Origin of the sequence: uncultured Aureimonas sp. (assembly GCF_913775355.1) — a bacterium.
GTDB lineage: Bacteria > Pseudomonadota > Alphaproteobacteria > Rhizobiales > Rhizobiaceae > Aureimonas.
In genome coordinates this window covers 1-3576 of sequence record NZ_CAJYIU010000240.1, presented here as the reverse complement: position 1 = coordinate 3576, position 3576 = coordinate 1, and the positions used below count along the sequence as shown (strand labels likewise).

Sequence of the window (3576 nt, the reverse complement as noted above, 5' to 3'; positions counted from 1 at the left end):
CCGTGCTCGTCGGCCAAACCCGGTTCGCCGCCGACGGCTTCGACCCCCCATTCGTCCTGCGCCTGCGCGGTCGTCCGGTTCAGGATCACCGCGCCCGCTTCCACGCGGTCCACGCTGTCCAGATGGATGAAGTGGTGCTCGCCACCGGCCGCGGGGTCGGTCTTCGTCAACTTGATCCGGTCGCCGTCGAGGTGGTCGACGGTCCCGACGTGGCCGCCGTCCGATCCCTTCACGTCCTGATGCTCTTCGATACTCGTGCGGTCCACCATGGGCCCATGTCCTCCATACCGGGCGGGCAGGGGCGCCCGTCCGTCGATGGTTTGGCAATGGGGTTTCGCAAGGCGCGGTTCCGGCGTCCTGCGGCGGACTGCTTGGTCGACCAAGCGAACAGGCGGGGTGGAGCGTCGTAGGGCAAAGCGCGTTCTGCTTCCGTAGGCATGCCGGAAAGGGCAAGGACCATGGAAGAGGAGCGTCGCTTCGACCCACCGGAGGCGTTTGCCGAGCGGCTGCAGGGTTTTGGCCCCAACCCCCTCCTCGTCTGCCACAACGATGCCGACGGCTTGTCGGCGGGCGTGATCTTGAAGGCGGCGATGACGCGAGCCGGTCGACCGCCATCGGTGCGCATCGTCGGCAAGGGCGAGAATGCCTATTCGGATGCGTTTCGGCAGGAACTCGCCGGGCTGCGGATCGGCGGGCTGGTGATCGCGGATCTCGGCACCGCCGCCCGTCTGCCGCGCGAGGACGTGCCGGCCATCGTCGTCGATCATCACGTGCCGACCGGGCGGCCGGCGAACGCGCTGACGATCAGCGGCATCGCGGACGATCCGGTCCCGACGTCGAGCCTTCTGGCCTACCGCTGTGCCCAATCGGTCGGCGATGCCGACGACCTCCTGTGGCTGGCCGCGATTGGGTTGATCGGCGACCTCGCCGACGAGGCAGGGTTCCCGGCTATGGCTGAGGCGAGGGCGCGTTACGGCATCACCGCACTTCGCAAGGCCACGTCGCTCGTCAACGCGCCCCGACGCACCGCGAGCGGCGATGCGTCGGCGGCCTTCCGCCTTCTCGAGAGGGCGGACGGCCCGAAGGCGGTTCTCTCTGGCGCCCATCCCGAGACGGCTTCCCTGCTCGCGGCCAAGGCCGAGGTCGCGGCGGCGCTCGACGAGGCTCGCAAGGTCGCTCCGAAGGTGGTCGGCGATGTCGCGATCATCCGCTTCTCCTCGCCCTGCCAGATCCACCCCTTGGTGGCGCAGGCCTGGCGGGGACGCCTCAAGGATCGACTCGTGATCGCCGCCAACACCGGCTATCGCGAGGGCTGGGTGCATTTTGCAGCACGCACGGCGACGCACCGCGACATCCTCGAGTTTCTCGCCGACGTCCGTCCGGCAGGCGCCGACGAGCAGTACGGCAACGGTCACCGCGCGGCGTCGGGCGGAGCCTTGCGCGCCAAGGACTGGAACGAGTTCGCAGGCGCTCTCGGCTTCGGACCGGACATGAAAGTGCCGGCCGGCGCCCCTTGAAGGACCAGCGCCTTCCGGCGCAAGAAGGGCGCCACGCGACGACGCTTCCTGCGCCGGCGCGGCCATGCGACTGGAGCCCATGTCCCCGATCGATCCCTTCCGCACCACCCGTGCGCTGTTCGACCTTCCCGACGGCCTCGTCTATCTCGACGGTAATTCGCTCGGTGCGCTGCCCAAAAGCGTGGGGCCACGCGTCGCAGAAGTGATCGCGAACGAATGGGGCGGGCAGCTTATCGGCGCCTGGAACAGCGCCGGCTGGGTCGATCTGCCGCGCCGGGTCGGCGACCGCGTCGGCCGCCTGATCGGCGCGCCGGCGGGTACGGTCGTTATGGGCGATACCTTGTCGATCAAGGTCTACCAGGCGCTGGCCTCGGCGCTGGACCTCAAGGCCGACCGGCGAGTCATCCTGTCGGACACCGGCAATTTCCCGACCGACCTCTACATGGCGCAGGGGCTGATCGCTTCGCTCGACCGCGGCCACGAGCTCCGCGTCGTCGAGCCGGAAGCCGTGGAGGCTGCGATCGACCCGAGCGTCGCCGTCGTCATGCTGACGCAGGTCGATTATCGAACCGGCCGCCTGCACGACATGGCCGCACTGACGCGCAAGGCCCACGAGGTGGGCGCGCTGGTGATCTGGGATCTCGCCCATTCCGCCGGTGCGCTGCCGATCGATCTTGCGGCGGCGGGGGCGGACTTTGCCGTAGGCTGCACCTACAAATACCTGAACGGCGGACCAGGCGCTCCGGCCTTCATCTACGTCGCCCCGCATCTTGGCGGGGACGTGCGTCCCGCCCTGTCCGGCTGGTTCGGCCACGACGCCCCGTTCGCCTTCGAGCCGACGTACAGGCCGGCCGCCGGTGTCGAGCGGATGCGGGTCGGAACGCCGCCCATCCTGGCGCTGGCCGCCCTCGACGCGGCGCTCGACGCCTGGGAGGGGATCGACATGGAGACGCTGCGGGCCCGTTCCATCGAACTTGGCGAACTGTTCAACGCCGAGGTCCGCCGCTCGCTTCCGGACCTTGAGCTCGCGTCGCCCGCCGATCCAACGCAGCGGGGTTCGCAGGTCTCGTTCCGTCATGCCGAAGGCTATGCGGTGATGCAGGCGCTGATCGCGGAAGGCGTGATAGGGGACTATCGCGCGCCCGACATCATGCGCTTTGGCTTCACGCCGCTTTATCTGGGCGAAGACGACGTGCGGCGCGGTGCGGCCATCCTCGTCGAGATCCTGGCGAGCGGCCGCTGGGACCGCCCGGAATTCCGCCGCCGAAACAAGGTGACCTGACCGGCGGCGAAGGAGGAGGAGCGACGGGTCAGACCGTCGCGCCGCCCGCCTGATTGACGATCACGTTCGCGCCGGCACTCGCGCGGTCGTAGAGGTCGATGATGTCGTGGTTCATGAACCGCACGCAGCCCGACGATACGGCCTTGCCGATGGTCCACCACTCCGGCGTTCCATGCAGGCGATAGAGCGTGTCCTGGCCGTTCTGGAAGAGGTAGAGCGCGCGGGCGCCGAGCGGGTTCTTCAGCCCCGGCTCCATCCCTTCGCGATAGATCTCGAGTTCCGGCTGGCGCGCGATCATCTCGGCCGGCGGCGTCCAGCGCGGCCACTCGCGCTTGAACTGGACCTTCGCCCGGCCCTCCCAGGCGAACCCGTCGCGGCCGATGCCGACGCCGTAGCGCATCGCGGTGCCGCCCGGCTGAATGAGGTAGGCGTAGCGCGTCGGCGTGTCGATGATGATGGTGCCCGGCTCTTCCGGACCGGCATAGGCGACCTCGCGGCGGAGGTAGCGCAGGTCCATCCGGCGGAAGTCGATGCCGGGGATCGTGTAGCCACCGTCCTGGATCGGGCCGTAGGCGGTTAGGTATTCCGCGCTGACGCCGGACGGGCCGGTGCCGCCGTTGAACGGGGTCAGATTGGCGATGCGCGCGCGGTTGTCGGTGGTGCACCCGGACAGGGCGAGGGCGGCGGCGCCGAGGCCGAGACCCTGTAGCAGGGAACGGCGCGAAAGGGCGCGCGGAGAACGATCTTCGGTCATGATCCAGCCAGAACTTGGCGACC

Annotated in this window: 4 protein-coding genes; 2 read left to right on the top strand and 2 right to left on the bottom strand. The window is 69.1% G+C overall.

All coding sequences use genetic code 11. The annotated features are described in order from the left end of the window. Positions 1-269, bottom strand: a 269-nt coding sequence (locus QZ753_RS14570; protein WP_294644597.1) for a DUF2171 domain-containing protein, incomplete at its 3' end; no start/stop codon positions are given. A gap of 189 nt (positions 270-458) precedes the next feature. Here QZ753_RS14570 and QZ753_RS14565 point away from each other — a divergent pair. Beyond that, on the top strand, positions 459-1517 hold the full coding sequence (locus QZ753_RS14565) for a phosphoesterase (protein WP_294644595.1): 1059 nt from the start codon (positions 459-461) through the stop codon (positions 1515-1517). A 79-nt stretch (positions 1518-1596) separates the two neighbouring features. Continuing rightward, positions 1597-2799, top strand: coding sequence for a kynureninase (gene kynU, locus QZ753_RS14560; protein ID WP_294644594.1), 1203 nt, complete (start codon positions 1597-1599; stop codon positions 2797-2799). A gap of 28 nt (positions 2800-2827) precedes the next feature. On the opposite strand, the gene QZ753_RS14555 is transcribed toward kynU, so the two are convergent. Further along, on the bottom strand, positions 2828-3553 hold the full coding sequence (locus QZ753_RS14555; protein ID WP_294644599.1) for a L,D-transpeptidase: 726 nt from the start codon (positions 3551-3553) through the stop codon (positions 2828-2830). Positions 3554-3576 lie beyond the last annotated feature (23 nt).